Origin of the sequence: Gilliamella sp. B2785, from assembly GCF_026537005.1 — a bacterium.
Classification (GTDB): domain Bacteria; phylum Pseudomonadota; class Gammaproteobacteria; order Enterobacterales; family Orbaceae; genus Gilliamella; species Gilliamella apicola_E.
In genome coordinates, this window is the sequence record NZ_JAFNNC010000001.1 from 477529 (window position 1) to 495721 (window position 18193).

An 18193-nucleotide genomic window follows, 5' to 3' on the forward strand; every position below is an offset into this window, starting at 1 on the left:
TAGGTGAATATCAATGATTGAGCTTTAAATTATGATAAATAGTCATATCACTAAATGCAATAATTGGCCTTGTGATTAAACCTTTTTAATTGTAAAAAAGCCTGATAAATTTATTATTTATCAGGCTATTAAAGTAAGTACAAACTAATTTCTAAATATCAAAAAACTATTTTGTTTCATTACGTTTTACTTTTTCTGATACTGCACCAATAAATACAACATCACTTGATGAATTAAGCGCAGTTTCAACCGAATCTTGAATAACACCAATAGCTATACCGATACCAATGACTTTAGCTGAAATTTCGTTAGGTATTCCAAACATGCTACAAGCGACAGGAATAAGCAGTAATGAACCACCTGCGATTCCTGATGCACCACAAGCACATATACTCGTCACAATACAAAGTAATACTGCAGAAAGAATATCAACGTCTATATGCAAAGAATTTACGGTAGCTAACGTTAAAATAGTGATAGTAATTGCCGCTCCTGACATATTAATTGCTGCGCCCAGTGGTACAGCGACAGAATAAGTATCTTCATCCATTTTTAATTTTTTACAAATTTCGATATTAACTGGAATATTTGCTGCTGAGCTACGAGTAAAGAAAGCAGGAATAGCACTATCTTTTAATGAGGTAAAAACCAATGGATACGGATTTTTACGCATTACAATATAAGCTAATAATGGATTAATAATCAATGCCACAATTAACATACAAGACACTAATACAACTAATAGATGAGCATACTTAAGTAATTCACCAAATCCTGTTTCTGCAAGTGTTGAAGCAACCAAACCAAAAACCCCTAATGGAGCAAAACGAATAATGATTTTTACAATGAATGAAATTGCTAAAGAAAGATCGCTCATCATCGTTTTGGTTGTTTCACTTGAGTGTCTTAATGCAATACCAATTCCGACTCCCCAAACAATGAGCCCAATATAGTTAGCATTAACAAGCGCATTAACAGGATTGTCTATCATTTTATTTAGCAGAGTTTTTAATACTTCAATAATACTACCTGGAGGTGTTAATTTACTCTGATCAGCAGCATCACCTAATGAAATATCAGAAGGGAAGATGAAACTAGCAATAGTTGCTAACAAAGCGGCCAACATCATTCCCGAAAAATATAGGGCAAAAAGTTTACCCATATTAGCGCGTTTACCACGTTGGTGATTAGATATTGACGCAATAACTAAAATAAGTACCAAAATTGGCGCGACTGATTTTAAGGCATTAATAAAAAGCGAGCCAATAAAAGACATATTTAACGCAACGTCTTTAGAAATTGCTGCTAATGTTATACCTAAGAGCAAACCCAAAACAATTTGAGGAATAAGCCCTACTTTAAAATAAAAACGCACCAAAGGATTGGTTGAATGAGTCATGGAACTTCCTTATATAACAAAACAATGCAAAAACATTACCATAAATAAATCTTAAAACTATAAAAAAATTATTATGATAACTATTTTTTATATGACTTAGATTAATTATTAAGATTAATTATTTTAAATGAATAAAGAAAAAAACCGATACTTTCTATTAAAAGTATCGGTCAGGAAGATAAACAACTTAGTTTATTACTCGTGTTACCAATTAGCTCTTATTCCTAAAGAGCCATTAATTGGCGACTTAACGTTTGCATCACCACTATTGGACCAAGTATGACCAATCTCAGTATAAGCACTAACTTGATTATTAAATTCATAACTACCACCGATAGCTAATTCCGTGCTTGTATAACCAGCACCACTATTAAATTTAGTTGAAGCTCTGGAACAATCAAATCTTATACGATCTGAACCATCGGGCGAATAGTATAAATTTAAACGAGTATAAGGACGAAACGTTCCTAACTCTGACTGGAAATGATTATCAAGTCTAGCACCCACTCGGAAAAGCCATGAATCATTATGACTTTGTTTGACGGTGGTATTACCACTTATATGACTATTATTAAGATTCATCCATTGGTGAATAATTTGAAACTGAGGTTCAATTCGCCAATCATAATAATTTAAATCAAATGGTTTACCGACTTCCGCGGAAGCACTTAATCCTTTTCCCTTTTGTTTACTATTTTTATTATAATTTGGTTTAATGTCTACTTTATGACGCCCCCCTTGGAACACCAAATCTAAGTAAGCCCCATTCTCATCCATATAGTTACCATAGAGACCTAAGAAATAACTATTTGAGCGATTTTTTCCTACATATCCTTTCATACTACTGGCAAAACCATCAACATCTAAACTACCATGTAAATAACCGAAGTAACCACCTACACGCCAATAGCTATCTTCTTCTTTCCAGATATCGCTACCTATTTGGAAACCAGTATAATTCCCTTTGCTATGTGTATCAGCTATGCCATTTTGTTTTATATCTGTGCGCTCAGCGATTATTCGTCCCCAACTAATTTTTGAGTCTGGTAGTAAAGTATTACCAATACGTTGATGCATATTTGCTTGCATAATTAAATCAGCCTGACGTAATTGTGCCGCTACCCCAGCAAACATTGGTACTTCTTTACGATAAGCAACCTTATTCGGAGACACTGGATTAACAGGTTGCTCTGGGTTTGTTGGGTTTGTTGGGTTTGTTGGATTGGTTGGATTGGTTGGATTCGTCGGATTAGTTGGATTAGTTGGATTAGTTGGATTAGTTGGATTAGTTGGATTAGTTGGTTCAGTAGGTTTACTAGAACGTAAGTACCAGTTATTATTTTGTTGATTAATATCGCCTTTATGTAAATAGTATTCATAAGCGCCCACATCTAAATGTGATCCGTCTAAATTAAATGCATCGTTCGAACTTACACCATTAACATTGACAATTTCAATACCATTCGTATTACCTGTATCTGCACCTAATCCACCAATATTGGTTATTTTAACCAATGTATTTCCGGAAGCATTCCCTCCAATAAACAACTTATCAGTTGAGCTACTACTATCTTGCAATACTGTATCAAGCAAAAGCTGACCATTATTACCAATATAATTACCGGTTATAGTTAGATGATCTCCAGTAAAATTATTATTCAGCGCAATAGTACCACTATTATAAACATCGCCACTTACCGAAGCTTGATGTATCCTTGGAACAAAATCTAAAATAGCATTTGAATTTAGAGTAAGCTTATCGGTATTTAAGTTACCAGTTAATGATAACCTTCCGTTTGAACCAACATTGATATTTTCCCAGTTAAGAATCGCTACATCACCACGAATACCTACTGAATCAGAAGATCCAACTAGATGGGTACTAAAATTAAGAACATCCATTTCATTCGATGAACTAGCTCGAATATTTTTACGTCCACCATCAATCATGGTTAAATCTGAAATATCAGAGCCTTGATTGATATTAAGCGTATCATCACCTGTTCCTAGCAATATTTTACCACTTACTTTAGAACCACTATTTAAATTAACAATAGAATTGGTCACATCATTTCTTATTGCAGTACCAAGAACAGAATAAACATTAGCACCATCATTAAGGTTAATATTAGTTGTTGTGTCTGATTTACCCGTTGTATAGATACCCGCATCTAAATTATTGTTTACATCGGTCCCATTCGCATAAACCGTATCATAGATATCAATAACCGTTGAGCCAGTACCACTGTTATTGATTGTTATTCCATTATTTTTACCAAAAATTGTTCCAGAATTTTGTTTAACATTAACATCAGTGCTTGTACCACGATTATTAATAACTATACCAGCTTGTTGTTCACCACTAACCGTTCCATAAGTAGTAATAGTTGTAGAACCAGATCCTGTATTCTCTAATTCTATGCCATTTCTTAAACCATTAAGGCTACTGGTTGCTAATTGTTGAACAGTCAAGTTAGTAGCATTATTTTCATTTATAGCATAAATAGCATCATCTTGATCAGCTTCAATGTTGCCATTTAAGAGAATTTTTGTTTCGCCATTTCCTTTATTTGTTAAATTGAGTCCTTTATTATGGCCCTTAACAAAACCTGAGTCGTTCAAAGAAACAATTAAGTTCTGTGCCGCAACATCATTAAGCACAAAAATGCCATCAGAATTATTACCAAAAACCTTACCTGCAATTTTTATTTCAGTCGTTCCACTTCCTTTATTGGTTACATTAAGTCCATTATAATTACCTGTAATCGTACCTCCAAATTGTTCAATATTAAGATTATTGGCTGTACTATTATTTAAAACGAACAAACCATGTTGTTGAACACTCTCTAAATCGCCTGAAGTTTTGACACTTGTTGAACCGACACCATTGTTAACTAAATTAACCGCATTTAATAAACCTTTGATTTTTCCTGCTATCTGAATTAAATTTAAGTGACTTGATTGTGTACCATTTTGAACTACAACGCCTTCATTAATATCGCCTGTTACTGAGCCACTAAGATTAACATTTGTATTCCCTTTTCCATTATTGGTTAAATTAATGCCACGAAGTTTGCCAGCAATACTACCTGCTGATTGGATTATCGTTAAATCACTTGATGTATTACCGTTAGTAACCACAATACCATCATTTTGATCACCAATAATATTTTTAGCTGTTTGAATTGACGTATATCCCTGTCCATTATTCGTTACATTTATGCCATTAAGATTTCCATGAATTGTGCCATTTGACTGAATAACGCTCATATTAGAGGTTGTCGAATTGTTATTGATTGCCCTAATTCCATCGTTTTGAGCACCTTCAACAACACCAGAAGTTGAAATGATCGTCGACTTTTTACCATTATTAGTGATATTTATGCCATTATTATGACCTTTAATCGTACCTGATATCTGATTTAATTTTATATTACTAGAACTAGTTCCATTTACAACTACAATACCATCTTGTTGATCACCCTGAATATTATTTTTAGTTGAGATAGTGGTATCACCATTACCATTATTCAATAAATTCACACCATTCACATGACCATAAATACTACCGCCTAACTGTCTCAAAGACATAGCAGTTGATGTATCTGAAAGATTTTTAGCAACAATACCATCAATTTGCTCACCTGTTACCGAACCAGAAATGATTAAATCACTAAATCCATTACCATTATTAAGAATATTAATACCGTTATTATGACCTTTAATTTGAGAATCAGCCATTTGCGTTAAAAAGACATCTGATGTTGTACTTGACGACTCTGAATAAATTGCATCATTATTACGACCTTCAACATAACCAGCAATGGTGATATCAGTTTGTTCCTTACCATTATTATAAGCGGCCAAACCATAACTTTGCCCACTAACCGTACTACCATCATATTGATTAATTGTAATATTCTTGCTATTAGTGCTATTTTTAACAAATATACCTTCACTACTCAATCCATTCACATTACCGGAAACAATGATTTCAGAGATACCATTCCCTTGATTTTCAGCACTTATTCCACGATTATGCCCTTCAATACTGCCTCTTGATTGATTAATAGTTAAATCGGTAGATTGAGTCCCATTGAGCACTGATATACCGTTATCCTGATTACCAGAGATTATTCCAGCTGTATTAATAATGGTTAAACCTTTACCATTATTAGTAGCCTCTATGCCCGATTTACTCCCTCTCGTTTCACCACTCACTAATTGTGTTATTTTGATATCTTGTGAATTGCTACTATTTTGAGCATTAATTCCATCCCCTCCGTTACCAAAAACTTTCGCTAATGTATTGATGCTCAAAATACCATTGCCATGGTAATTAATTTCTACCCCATTTTTACTACCTGTAATAGATCCATCAGATTGGACAAAAGAGAAAATATCAGAAGAACTTGTATTTTCATACCCATTACCGTTGGGATTATTTACATCACCGGTACAAGCCTGATTATTTGGATCGCTAGTAATACACTGAGCAAAGCTTGGATTTGTCATTGCTAAAGTTATGCTTGTTGTAGTAATAAATTTGATTAGAGATGCTTTACCTTTAAATTTTCCTTTCCTTGAATTACTAACAGCATATTGTGAATTCAAAATTAACTTATTTATTTTATTCATATTTTATCTCACTAAATCTTTTATTGGTTATAATCCAATTTTTAATTTAAAAACATGAAAAACTTAATTAATGAAACTCTTGAATAATGTGAACCTTACATTTCAAAATAAATACTGGATTTATTTTTTAAATAACTTGGATAACATGTTGATAGATAAAACAATTATTACTTTATTGAAAAACAAAGCTCAAAATCATTTTTAAATATTTAAGATGGAAAAAAGAAAAGTATTGATAGTTCAGAAATATTAAGGAATTAACATTTCAAAAAAATCAACTATCAATTGCTAGTTGTACCATATACCATTAAAAACAACAATAAAATTATAAAAATTTACATATAATAATGTAAAGTTTCTTAAAAAACTGCTAAGCAATATTCTAATTCGAAAGTAATTATAGAAAATTATTGTTAAAAATTAGTCAATAACATAATTTATAGTAATAAAATTCTTCATCTCGGTTTTACTAAATCAACACACTCATAATGGTCGTTTTTATAATCAAAATTTTATAAACTAAAAAGTTATATTAATTACTTTTCAATTTATTTATAAGAACTGACATAGAATTATAATTAGGAATATAGGAAATGAAGTATTATCTGGAGTTTAAGGATGCATTATCGAATAAATTTTGGTATATCACCCAACAAGACGAATCCCTAACAATCGTATTTGGTAAGATAGGGGCAAAAGGACAAACACAAGTTAAAACGTTTTCATCGCCTGCCGATGCGGAAAAAGAAGCCAACAAACTGATCAGATCGAAAATCAAAAAAGGCTATCAGGAAAAAACGATCCCACCAGCGCTTGAACAATCAACCTGTACAGAAAAAACAATCATCAAAATGCCCGATGCCCCAAAACCGAAAAACCACCCAAAACTCACACCACCCAAAGATGTGATTGATGATGGTAAAGAAAAACCGTGGTTTGACCTAGATGAATGGGCTGGTGAAGGTAAACCGAATCCATTTGATTTAGAAGAGTTACGTAAAGTACCTCCCGTTCAACAACTAACAAAAAATATTAATAACCCGATCAAAGAAGGCACTTTAACCAAAACACAACAAGAACAAGAATTTGATAACTTAAAAATATTGTTACAAAACTATATAAAGCAAGGTGAGCAATTCGATATCGAAGCGACATTTGAACAATTAAAAGCATTAAGTCCAAATGATCTTAAATTTCAAATTTTTATCAGAGAGATGCTTCAACTCATTTTTTCAAAACTTATGAAGAACATCTCACCTATGCATTTTGATTGCATTACTTATCTTTTGAAAATTAGAGATCCAGAAAATAAATTTGTAGGCATCTTTGCCCAAGGGGTGATGAAATATATTTATGACCACAACAAGACTCACGTCGAATCAATCCATCGTCTGGCTGAACAATATTTTACCGATTATCCGATACAAATGGTGGATAAAATAGTTAACGCATTACAGAGCATTTTTGATACTACTCAGGCAGAAGATGAAAAAAATATTCCAGCTAACAAATTCCCTGAAAATGTTTGTGGCTTTAATATCACCTTTGATTATAAAACGCTGGAAATATATGCTTTATTCAATGAACGAAATTCCAAACGCTATTATTCAGAAAGTATAAATGAGCTAGAATATAATGCGAGTATTTATGGTGTTGAGATAAATAATCAATATTTAGTTTCACTACTTACCGAAAAACTTCAAAAAATGCTGGATGATGGTTTTTTTGCTGATATGACTAGTAAATATTTCAGAATTAGTCTTTGTCAACCGGATAATATTCTTATCGAAACACCAATAGAACAAACCTACCGACAAACAAAGATACTTGAGCTTGAAAGCGACCTAAAATATCTGGAGCAATCAGAAGAATATCATGCAGATTTGCTAACTAACACGGTTGAGGAATATTTTGCCTTCAATGGCATTATTGATAATTATGATACCGATAGAATTTTAGCATTATTAAAAAAATATCTTTATTCGGGTGAAAAAGAGGCTGAATCGAAGGGACGTTCTTTGTTAGATAAATACTGCGATTTTGATTATAACAAATGGCGTTTAGTTGATTTACAGTTTGAATGGGAAAATTTTGGATTTAAATATGCTGATATACATATTCAAAACTTAGTTGATAAAGGATATGAACCAGCAATTCTACAAAAACAAGCGTGGGATAAGTTGGGCATTAGAGATAGCAAGCCAGAAAAAAAATACGATTCAGACAATCAATCAGCAACCGAACGTTTTTATGATACTTTTACTGAAACTGATGTTTTTTGTGAAACTGACACCATTATCGCCAGAGCCATGCCTACGGGCGGTGAAATTTACTTACGCTTCAAACAAGAAAGTGAACAGGCATATTCAGATGCGCTTGATTATTTAAATGGCTTAATGGCAAAAGGTTATTCAAATATATTTGAGGGGCATTGGCTTCATATTTATTTTGTTGCCAAGCCTGAATACTATTCTGAATTCGCTAAATACGTTGAAGAATATGAAGACTTTGAAGAATTAGAGCTAGGGGCAGGAGGAATAGCTTGTTGTTCACATGTCTTTTTCCGCAAAGCAGCGATGTACGAAAGTTTACATGATAAAATAAGAGAGTTTGTTGACTTAACCATGTATGAATTTGATTGTAGTTTTGATTTACAAGATGAATATAATTCAGTCGCCGGGGCATTTGCTGCTATTGCCCTGGCAATGACGGATGTGAAACATATGGATTTGGCTATTAAATTTGCACTTGAAACCGATGGTGACCATGAATATTTGGCAGGTAATTTTGGTATTGTTCTTGAAAAATATTGGGGTATTACGCCCGAAACTGCGGTTGCGATTGCTCTATTGCAATTAACTCAAGGTCAACATATGTATGAATTATCCAGTCAATTTTATAAAATTCCGCAAAATTTAGCTAGTTTGACCGATTATTACAGTATGAACGAGCCAAAAAATCCATATTGTAAATTGAGTTATTTAGTAAAATATCTTTTTGGTAAACCTAGTGATAGTCTTAAAAAGTTAAAAAAATTATTTAATAATGCGACTGATCCGCAAGAGAAATTGATTTATGCTGATTTTTATAATTTAGTTTTAGAAGCTCTTGAGGAAGAAGGAGAAGTTAGCGGTCAACCAATTATCTATAATCTCCCACCTAAATATGAAAGCGAATCTGAAGCGTTAACAATAGTTGACCAAGATTTTATTGAAAATCCACCATGTGTTATTACACCCTTGCAAGCTAAAAAGCGTGGGTTTAATGTTAGAGAATTAGAAACTTGTGATTCCTCATGGATAGCCGTTATTTTTGCCCCATTAACGATAACTAATCCCTATATTTTCGACGCTATTATCCAATATTATAAGGTGCGAAATGACATAGGTGCCCGCTCTGTTATCATTTGGGGCGCTGAAAAAGCTTACTTTTTTGGTAAAAGGGTCGTGATTGATTTTAGTGGCACACCTTATCAAGTGGGTATGGGAATTTATGGTAAAAATCAAGCTCAGCTAATTTATGGAGTAATGGATTTTGCTAAAATTGCAGATGCAATGAACAAACAAGCGCCCGATAAAGAGAAATTATTCGCACTGCGAAAACAATACTATTACTTCGATAGTCCAAAAGGAAGCCCAAACATTGATTACTCCAAGCCCGGTATGATGTATTTGGATGAAGCTATAGCCGCCGGAGTTTTGAAGGATGATAATTATCGGGCAATCAAACAGCTTGAAAAAATCACCCCGGATATGGGCGAAGTGTATGATACCTCACTATTGTTTATGGCATATATACAGCAGAAAAAACTAGATTATGCCATGGAGAAACTGCAAAGAATCGATACTACTGAACTAAAACAGGTATACCAAACAGCACAAAAACGCCTGCCACAATATCAAGAATACTGGCAGGAAAAGTTAGCAAAATTATAAAAAAGATGCAAATGAAATTAAAATGGACCTCCTTCTAGGCCTATAGAACTAGGAGGAAGTCAAATCTAGGTATATTCAATAATTTGGATATTATTACCTTGTTCATCTTTAGCTTAGTTTTTTATCACAGTTTAATTAAAATTTATATTTCACAACTAATTAATCCTAATTTGTGATAACTTTTTTAGTGATATATAATCTTTTTAGTTTTCTTAATTAACTAAGGAACAATAGTTAAAGGAATATTAAACATGTCTAGTCAAATAGTTTCATATGTAGATAGAGCAGTACAGTTGTTGAATAAAATCGGCATCATGGTTAAACCTCAGGCTGATGCGCCAATTTTAAAGTTATTGGATAATGTTGCTGAAATTGATAAAAATCGTATTATCGCCATTGCTCACACTTTGCAACAACAAAGCGCATTTAATGAAGTAGTCCGGGAACAAATTGATGGCGTACATGTTTCTGATCGCTATTCTAATATTGTTAAGCATTTTGATAGTATTCGTACCGATATGGAAAAAATGCTTGGTTGGTTAGATGACGGAAAGTTAGATCTTTTGGAAAAAATTAAAATGGGTTGGATGACATTTCAACGTGGTTCTATTCCTGATCGTTTTAGTTTAATAAAAAAAACCTATTTAGATGTTTCAAAAGAAACAAGTAATCAAGTCGAGCGTGAACATATTATTTTAAACGCCTACCAAGATTTTCGTTTTGGACTAAAACAAGCTCAAATCGTTGCTGAAGAAGTACTGCAAATTGCGACAGATCGTCTTGAAGAACGCAAACAAAAATTAACCGACGCTATTGCTCAAGTTGATAATTTTACAGGTGATGATCATGTCGCTCGAGGACGATTAGAACTTGCTAGAGACGAAGCTCTACGCAATGTACAACAAGAAGATAGCCGTTATCAAATCATCTTAGATCTCGCCAATAATTTAACCGTTTCTTATAATTCTGCCGAAGCAGTATTTGCAAGATTGCAACAAACAACCTCCATAAAAGAGCGTGTCTACCAACAAAGTGTAAGCTTTTTTTCAACCAACGAAATTGTATTTACTGCATTAAGCGCTTCTATAACTTCATTGACAGGTTTGAGTGAAAGCACTAAAACACTAGAAGCAATGAAAGATGGTATGAATAAAGGCATTGAAAGTATTGCTACTTCAGCTAATAAGCAACTTGAAGAAGGTTTAAGAGCTGGTTATGGTTCGACGATTAAAGCTGATTCTTTACGTGCATTAGTTGAAGCCATTGTCAATTATCAAGAATCAAGCCAACAATTAATTACAGAGCTAAGAAATGAATCGATTGATAATGCTAAAGAAATCGATCGTATAGTGGAAGATGGAAAACAGCGCTTTAATAATATTATCTTGAAGGTTGATGGTTAATGCAGGATGTTAAACTTAGTGACCAACTAGGTGCAATGGCAATAATTGATGAATTATATCAAAAAAAACAATTACTACTTGAGCACCTTGACCGCGAAGGATTACGAGCTAATTTAAAAGAAAACATTAAAACTTTCTATGAAGCCAAAGGTCAAATTGTGGACGATAAAATCGTTGATGAAGGAATCGATCTTTGGTTTGATAATCGGTTACGGTTTGTTGCACCTAAACGTCCTTGGTTTCAACATTTTCTAGTTCGTTGTTATATCAAAAGAAAGTTAATATTTAGCCTTTTTAGCATATTCTTATTTATTTTAGCCTTAATCTTTTTTAATAATTTAATCTATACAAGAGACGTTAGACAAGAAATTGATAGTTACTATAGTCAAATATTAGCGTCGGAAGATTCATTAACAGAATTACGCAACGAGTTTAAGCAAATTGATAAAACTTCTGTTCATTATGCGCAGATTCCAGTAAAAAATTTAAAGACCTCAATTTCTAATCTACTTAGCCAGAAAATTATTCCCACAGTCACCAAGCCAACCATTAACGGGGCTTTTATTACAGATGATGAAAATAGTTTAGTTAAACAATTTAAGCAAATTAATGACTCAGTAACCACTAAATTGTCGGATATTAGAACTCAATTAAATATATTAAAAAAATTATTGGAAGATGATAAGCGGCTAGCTAATTTAATAGATGATGATGAGTTTATAAAAACAAGCAAAGAGTATCACGTACTACAAAATGCAGTCGATACCGTTCTTGATAATCTTAATCAAGGACAAAGAGTTATCGATTTCAATCAAATTGAAACACTTTACAATTCCACAGAACGAGCAAAAACCATTATAAATAAAATTCAGATTGATAATCAGAAATTATTAGCCCTAAAAGTTCCGAAGTCGGATATGGTACCGGTTATTGCTTTACAAAGTGATTTACAAGCTGACCTAAAAAATCTCAACTTTGATAAGTTTGAAAATTATCAAAAAATGATGTCTTATTATTTCAATCTAGCTCAAACTAATTTGACACTTACTATTGTCGACAAACCTAATTATAAATCAGGAGTTGAGCGCACCCACGAAAAAACAAACGGTAAATCTTGGTATGTGATTGTCACACCAACAACATCATCCGGAATAGCAACACCGCTATGGGTAACCAGTATTGAAACAGGTGAAACGAAACTCGTAGATATGTTTGGTCAGCAGGTTTCTCAAAAAGAATTTAATAAGGTTAAAAAAGATAAAATTGCCGATGGGCATATTGATGAAAATAAATTATGTAAAAAACCAATTGGTCGTCTAGAATTTAACTGTCCTAATACAGTTAAAACAGGTAGGATTTTAGAGTGGTAAATATGCAATCTAGCAATATTGAACGAAGTATTGAAATAAAACTTCAGGAAATCTTTAGTGCAATCGAGAAAACTAATAACGAGGTGCAAAACTCTCGTCAAAAAATCCTTGATTTGACAAATAAACAAGTAGAGATTTATCAAAAGATAGCGACTATTTATCTATTAGAATCTCCCCAAAATAACGATTTGGAAATTCAGAAAATCATTAAACAGTTAAAGGATTTAAACTGTAATTTAAAAAATAAATCCAGTAATTTAGATCATTTTATTGCTGATTCCCAACAAAAAATGGATGAAACATTATTAAAATTAGATGAATTAACCGCGGAAAAGATTCGACAACTTGAAAGTGATGCAGATTATCTATCATTATTAAATAATTATAACATTACTAAAGACGAGCTAACCAAAGAAACAAAAAACTTCAAAAGTTCACAACAAGAATTTTCAACCAAGTTGAAACAATATCAACAAAATTACTATTACAATTATTTAATTAATCGTCGCTTTGGAGAGAAAAATTATAAAGCCTTCAAAATATTTCGTTATTTAGACTCATGGGTAGCAAGGTTTATCAATTTTTCAGAAAATTTCAAAAATCATAAAATGCTTAAAGATTTATATAAAGAATCTCAGTTACGGTTTAATAATAAAAAACGAGCATATGAGCAAGCATTAAAAGCAAAAGAGCGGAAAGAACGCGAGGTTGATACTAACCTAAATTTATCTAAATTGAAAAAAACAATAGCGCTAACTGAGCAAGATTTAGCACATTATAAAAAACAGAAACAAGATACAGAAAATACCTTACAAGAACTTCAAAAAGGCAATAATTCGCAGTTTAAACTAATTTCAAATCAATTAGTTAAACTGTTACAAAAACAATCTTTAAGTCAACTTAATGATTTAACTTTACAAACTAAATCAACAGAAGATGATAAATTATTAGAAAAAATTGTCGCGATAAATAAACAAATACTTGATATTGATGCATATCTGGCCTCGTTATTAAAAACGCTTAACGAATTAGACAATGTTTATAATCGTTTTGAACAAACATTCTATTTATTTAGGGAAAACAATATTCCTAGCTCAATTTATGAATATAACATACCATCGTTCAAGCTTAATGATTTATTAGACCAGCTATTTAGCAATCAAATTTTTCCAGAAACAGTTGTTCAAACCCTTTTTGGGTATAGAGCAATAAGGAGAGAATTAAAATCATCTAATCATAATTCAGGATGGGCGAGTGACGATTCATCATCAAGGAGATCTTCTTCTTTCTCTTCATCCTCTTCACGCTCATCATCATCATCTTCCTATTCGAGCTCATCTTCCTCTTCGAGTTCTTCCTCCTCGTCATCTTACAGTTCATCAAGTGACAGTGGGTTTTCATCCAGCTCATCAACAGGTGGCGGAGGTTTTAAAACGACTGATAGTTTCTAATCAGGACAAAAATAATCGTGTTGGAACTAAGTTAACAGCTAAACTTTGTATAGAGATGAAATTGGAGCGGGAAACGAGGTTCGAACTCGCGACCTCAACCTTGGCAAGGTTGCGCTCTACCAACTGAGCTATTCCCGCATATTGAACGCTTCGAAAGAAGTGGTGAGCATTATACAAAAATATTTATATCTGACAACCTATTTTATTCTTTATTTTTTGTTTTTCCAGCTAAGTGCTTCAAAAACACCAAAAATAAAAAATCTAAGTGCTTTAAATTTATCCTGTTCTTTTTCTTGATTAACCATTGTTGATTGTAATATCCATGCTTGTAATCCATGAATAAGTGTAAAAGCAACCAATCCAATATAAGCGAGAATATTTGCTGGTTTAGGAAACGGATGAACAAGATTAAATAATAAAAATAACCATATAAATAAATAGACTAGTTTACCTAAAAGTATGAACATTATCTCTCTTCTCGTATAAATAAATAGCTATGAACTTGCCCTGCTGTCTTCTCTCGATGCAAATACCAATTTGATGGAATATTAAAATCATGCCCCAGCTCAGATTCAATATAAATATAAGCAGATGGACTTAGCCAATGGTTATTCTCAAGAAGCTCTAGTGTTTTCTCGATTAAAGAATAATGAAAAGGCGGATCGATAAATACAATATCAAATTGTCTTTGGGCTGGTCTATCAAGCCATTGAAAAGTATCTGTCGAATAAATTTCGACATTATCACATGCAATCAACTGCTTATTTTTCTTAAGCTGATTGGCAACTTGTTTATCTTTCTCTAATAATGTGACATTTTGAGCACCGCGTGATGCGGCTTCAAAACCTAATGATCCACTACCAGAAAAACAATCCAAACAAACACTATTTTGTATAACTGGCATTAGCCAGTTATACAAAGTCTCTTTTACTCTATCTGTGGTTGGTCGCAAGCCTTGTTTATCAAGCACTGACAACTTTCTTCCGCGCCATTTTCCACCAATAATTCTTATAGAACCATTCATATAAAAACCTTACTTAGAATAGTTCTTGCGTATTACCTTGTGAATCCTTCACGCTGGTACCAACTTCTTGCGATCCATAGGTAGTTGGCTCGGTTCCCTTGATAAAGTATTCTGACATCGTTCTCGCTCCAGAACCTGGTAACATACCGGTTCGCTGATCGATAGTAACAGAAATAACATTATCTGGTTTTACATCTTGTTTTTCAGGTACATCTTTAAGAGCAACTTTCATATAGTCAACCCAAATAGGGTTAGCTGTAACTGCACCGGCTTCAGCGCGGAAAGTTCGACCTAAAGCACGTCGGTGGTCATCAAACCCCATCCAGACCGAGGTAACAATGTTACCGCCGAAACCAGAAAACCAAACGTCTTTCGATTGGTTAGTTGTACCCGTTTTACCACCAACATCCTTACGACCTAATGCTTTTACACGCCAAGCAGTACCTTGCCAATCCGAACCGCCAAAAACAATTGTTCTTAGTCCATCTTTCATAATATATGCTATACCACTATCAACGGTGTGTGGTGCATATTTAGGTGTAACATCAGTGGTTTTATTGTCTTTATTAATATTAGGTAAGATTAAATTATCTTCTGTTTTAAGATTTGCCTCTTCAGGCTCTTCACTACCCGTCTCATTTGATTCGTTTTCAACGTTATCTAACGATACTGAAACAGAATCAAATTTTACCACTTCATCTTTACAGTTATGACAAGCAATCAATGGTTGATGCTGATAAATTACGCCACTATCATTGTCATATTCAATTTTTTCGATCAAGTAAGGCGTAATTAAATACCCACCATTAACAATAACGGAATAAGCACGTGCAACCTGCAATGGCGTAAATGAAGCTGAACCTAAAGCAAGTGATTCATTATGTGAAATATTCTCTTTTGGGAATCCAAAACGTTCTAAATACGTGGCAGCATAATCGATACCGATTGCGCGTAATGCACGTACCATCATCACATTTTTAGACATCCCTAAACCAATTCGCATTCTTAATGGACCAGCATAAGTAGGCGGTGAATTTTTTGGACGCCAAGTCACACTACCTGTTGTACGAACGATCGGCGCATCATTAAGTAGCGTCGCCATCGTTAGCCCTTTCTCTAACGTAGCCGTATACACAAATGGTTTTATATTAGAACCTAGTTGACGTAAAGCTTGTGTTGCACGATTAAATTTACTTAAATTGAAATCATAACCACCAACAATCGCCTTAATTGCACCATTATCAGAATCAAGAGAAACCAGTGCAGCGTTAACTGCTGGAATTTGCGCTAATGCCCAATTCTCACCAGATTTTTTAACCCAAATCAACTGACCTGGTTTTAAAGTATCATTAACCTTTCTCGGCGAGGCACCTTGTTGATTATCACTGATAAATTTTCGCGCCCATTTCATATCTTGAAAGGCAATAGTAATATTACTTTTATCGGATAATACTGCTTTTGCTTCCTTATCAGATGATTCTAGAACCACGGCTGGGCACATCCCGCTATAGCAAATATATTTATGTAAAGCTTCTTGAATTTTCTCGTCACTCAGTGCTGGCTCATTATTTTGCCATAACACTTTTTCAGGCCCACGATAGCCATGTCGCATATCATAATCAATAATATGCTTTTGTATTGATTCTGTTGCTGCCACCTGGTCTGTCTTAGATATGGTGGTATAAACTTTATAACCATCTGTATAAGCGTTCTCACCAAATTTATCGAACATAAACTGTCTTGCCATTTCAGCAACATATGGCGCAGAAAATTCAATTTTTGGCGTATGATAACTTGCATTTAAAGGCTTCTTAGTCGCTTCATCATATTGCGCTTGAGTAATATAATTTTGATCTAGCATACGACCTAAAACCCAATTACGTCTTGTTAATGCTTTTTCTGGGTGGGAAATTGGATTATAGGCAGAAGGCGCATTGGGTAGACCAGCTAGTAGTGCCGCTTCATCGATAGTTAACTGATCTGGCGTTTTACCAAAGAAAGTATATGAAGCAGCAGCCACACCATAAGCACGCGAACCAAAGTTGATCATATTAAGATATAACGCCATTATCTCGTCTTTAGATAATTCTCGCTCCATACGAATTGCAATAATCATCTCTTTTACTTTACGAGAAATACTTTTTTCTGGTGTTAAAAAGAAGTTTTTCGCCACTTGTTGGGTGATAGTACTACCACCTTGTGAAAAGCTCTTATCCTTCAACCCGATATACATAGCACGCACAATACCGATAGGATCAATCCCAAAATGCTCATGGAAACGTGCATCTTCGGTAGCTATAACAGCATTAACGACAATCGGTGGGATTTCATCATATTTTAGAGGAATTCGGCGACGTTCACCAAAAATAGCGATTAGTTCACCATCTTTACTTAATACTTGCATTGGGGTTTGCAAGCGAACATCTTTTAAAGTCGCTACATCTGGCAGATCTTTAGAATAATAACTGTAGCCAGCGATACCTATCACTAAGCCACAAAGTACTAAACCGATTATAAGTTTAAGGCAAAATTTTAATATTTTTAATATTATCACAAATCATTCCTATCCAATTGATTTTAAATCAAAGAAAGATAATAAAACTGTATTAATTGATCTCAATCCATTTTAGCCGATGAGTATACTACTTACTCGAAAAGACTCAAAATAAAAAGCGACGCTAACCCATGCTTAAAAAATTGTTTAAATCCATTAAACAATTATTAACATATTAAATTAAAAAAAGAAATTTACCTTTAATATATTTTCACTTTCATATTCCATTACTTATTAGTTTATAACTTAATTTTTTAGCAGAACTTAATAGATCAGATATTAAATACCACATAGGTTTGCTACAGGTTAAACAACTAATTGATAGGTTCTCAAAAGTTAGTAAATTTTCAAATTATTTTGTGTATTATCTCACAATATTTTTATATTTTTAAATAAAACTGATAAAACGAATAGATAAT

The 18193-nt window shown here is 33.3% G+C and carries 9 protein-coding genes and 1 tRNA gene; 4 read left to right on the top strand and 6 right to left on the bottom strand.

Annotated features, from left to right (window positions below; translation table 11 throughout):
- Positions 1–166: 166 nt before the first annotated feature.
- Together sstT and J3U24_RS02160 are read right to left on the bottom strand one after the other, a co-directional pair.
- Positions 167–1399: a serine/threonine transporter SstT gene (sstT, locus tag J3U24_RS02155; RefSeq protein WP_267330171.1), complete on the bottom strand. Its 1233-nt coding sequence runs from the start codon at positions 1397–1399 to the stop codon at positions 167–169.
- A gap of 204 nt (positions 1400–1603) precedes the next feature.
- A complete protein-coding gene (locus J3U24_RS02160; RefSeq protein ID WP_267337476.1) occupies positions 1604–6037 on the bottom strand; it encodes an autotransporter outer membrane beta-barrel domain-containing protein in 4434 nt (1477 codons plus the stop codon).
- A 593-nt stretch (positions 6038–6630) separates the two neighbouring features.
- Between J3U24_RS02160 and J3U24_RS02165 the strand changes: the two genes are divergently transcribed.
- The 4 genes from J3U24_RS02165 to J3U24_RS02180 all read left to right on the top strand — a co-directional run bounded on the left by J3U24_RS02165 (position 6631) and on the right by J3U24_RS02180 (position 14196).
- Positions 6631–9972 carry a DUF6138 family protein gene (locus J3U24_RS02165; protein WP_267337475.1) on the top strand — a complete coding sequence of 1114 codons (3342 nt, stop codon included), beginning with the start codon at positions 6631–6633 and terminating at the stop codon, positions 9970–9972.
- Between the two features lie 251 nt (positions 9973–10223).
- Complete coding sequence (locus J3U24_RS02170; protein ID WP_267330167.1) at positions 10224–11375, top strand: hypothetical protein; 1152 nt, start codon at positions 10224–10226, stop codon at positions 11373–11375.
- The gene (locus J3U24_RS02175; RefSeq protein ID WP_267337473.1) at positions 11375–12745 is read left to right on the top strand and encodes a DUF6384 family protein; all 1371 of its coding nucleotides are present in this window, start codon (positions 11375–11377) and stop codon (positions 12743–12745) included. Before J3U24_RS02170 ends, J3U24_RS02175 begins: the two co-directional genes overlap by 1 nt.
- A complete protein-coding gene (locus tag J3U24_RS02180; protein WP_267337471.1) occupies positions 12739–14196 on the top strand; it encodes a hypothetical protein in 1458 nt (485 codons plus the stop codon). Before J3U24_RS02175 ends, J3U24_RS02180 begins: the two co-directional genes overlap by 7 nt.
- Before the next feature lie 62 nt (positions 14197–14258).
- On the opposite strand, the gene J3U24_RS02185 is transcribed toward J3U24_RS02180, so the two are convergent.
- The 4 genes from J3U24_RS02185 to J3U24_RS02200 form a co-directional block, all read right to left on the bottom strand.
- Positions 14259–14334 (bottom strand) — tRNA-Gly (locus tag J3U24_RS02185).
- Positions 14335–14405: 71 nt separating this feature from the next.
- Entirely contained in the window at positions 14406–14663 is a 258-nt protein-coding gene (locus tag J3U24_RS02190) for a DUF1145 domain-containing protein (RefSeq protein WP_065563094.1), read from the bottom strand.
- On the bottom strand, positions 14663–15220 hold the full coding sequence (gene rsmD / locus J3U24_RS02195) for a 16S rRNA (guanine(966)-N(2))-methyltransferase RsmD (protein ID WP_065563095.1): 558 nt from the start codon (positions 15218–15220) through the stop codon (positions 14663–14665). The genes J3U24_RS02190 and rsmD overlap by 1 nt, the downstream gene beginning before the upstream one ends.
- A gap of 13 nt (positions 15221–15233) precedes the next feature.
- Positions 15234–17774, bottom strand: a complete 2541-nt coding sequence (locus J3U24_RS02200; protein ID WP_220224982.1) for a penicillin-binding protein 1A — start codon at positions 17772–17774, stop codon at positions 15234–15236.
- Positions 17775–18193 lie beyond the last annotated feature (419 nt).